Below are 1,383 nucleotides of genomic sequence, written 5' to 3'. Positions count from 1 at the left end.
CAGGCTGCTGAAATACCGCCCACCGACATGCACGCCGACCCCGCCGTTGCCGGAATTTTGAGGATTCGGCGCGCAACGAAGGTCAGACTGCTCGCTTCGAAGCCGATTCGGGCCTTCTGAAGGCCACCTTGGGGCCCTTTACCGCTCATCCTGCCTCCTGCGGACGGACTTGTCCCAGCGAGCGCATGCGCACGAGGTTGTAGGCGGCCATGTTCAGCACGAACATCTGGTCGACGCGTTGGAGCCCGCGCACCATCACTTGCCGAATCTGACCGATGGTCTTGGCCCAGCCGAAGCCTTGCTCGATGCGCTTCCTGCACTGCATCGACATGCCGTAGCCATCGGTCTGGGCAATCTCGTCGGGTACTGCCGAGCGTCGCCCGGACTTGTTCTGCGCCACATGAGGCGTAACCTGCATCTTTTGCAGCTCGGCGATGAACTCCGCCGCGTCGTAGCCCTTGTCAGCGCCCAGGGTGATCGCCGCTTCCGGGTGTGCCTGCCGGGTGGCATTGATCATGGCCTTTGCCGCCACCCGCTCTGCGTAGCCATCAGCCTGCGTGACGGTGGCATTGACGATCAAGCCGTTGCGGTTCTCCATGAGCGTATGGCCCATGAAGCGCAGTTCGCTGGCCGTCTTGCCCTTGCGGAACAGCCGGCTGTCCGGGTCCGTCTTGGAGGCGTGGGTGTCGTTGCTGCGCGACTGGCCCCGGAAGTCCTTGCCACTGCCGACCTTGTTGGCGTCATCGCCAGGAGACTCGTTGGTGGCTGCATTGGTGACGGCCGTGTCGGTGGCGTTGCCATCGGCATCGTTGCTGTCATCGTCCTTGCGCACAAAGCTCTTGTGGCCCGCCCAAGCCTGGATCAAGGTGCCGTCCACGCTGAAGTGCTCCTTGGACAGCCAGTTCTTGCGCTCGGCCTGCGCCAGCACTTCGTTGAAGAACGCCACCACCGTGTCGTGCTTGATCAGCCGATCCCGGTTTTTGCTGAACACCGTGGGCACCCACACGCTGTCGTCCATCGACAGCCCGATGAACCAGCGGAACAGCAGGTTGTATTGGACTTGCTCCATCAGCAACCGCTCCGAGCGCACCGAGTACAGCACCTGCAGCACCATCGCACGCAACAGCTTCTGCGGGGCAATGCTGGGGCGCCCGCCTTTGCTCGCGTCCTCGTACATGCCGGCGAACAGAGCCTCGAGCTTCTCCAGCGCTTCGTTGACCATCACGCGGATGAGTCGCAGCGGATGCGATGCGGGCACGAAGTCGTCAAGCTTCTTGACGCTGAACAGGCTCTCGGTGAAGGTGTCGGGACCGCGCATGGTGCAAAGTGGTTCGGCTCGGTGGCGATGCGTTCAGCTCAGCAGCATGCGTGCCAGGCGGGGGG

General features: G+C 63.1%; 1 protein-coding gene. It reads right to left on the bottom strand.

All coding sequences use genetic code 11. From position 1 onward, the window contains the following. Positions 1–145 precede the first annotated feature (145 nt). Positions 146–1,318, bottom strand: a complete 1,173-nt coding sequence (locus AC4BBN_RS22360) for an IS5 family transposase (protein ID WP_490594244.1) — start codon at positions 1,316–1,318, stop codon at positions 146–148. Between the last annotated feature and the right edge of the window lie 65 nt (positions 1,319–1,383).

This window comes from Rhodoferax sp. SPJ21, assembly GCF_058216335.1.
This window is presented reverse-complemented; position numbering and strand designations above follow the sequence as displayed.

Bases quoted from the DNA above. Each gene is read 5' to 3' on its own strand.
- AC4BBN_RS22360 (WP_490594244.1), bottom strand. From the start codon at position 1,318: ATGCGCGGTCCCGACACCTTCACCGAGAGCCTGTTCAGCGTCAAGAAG.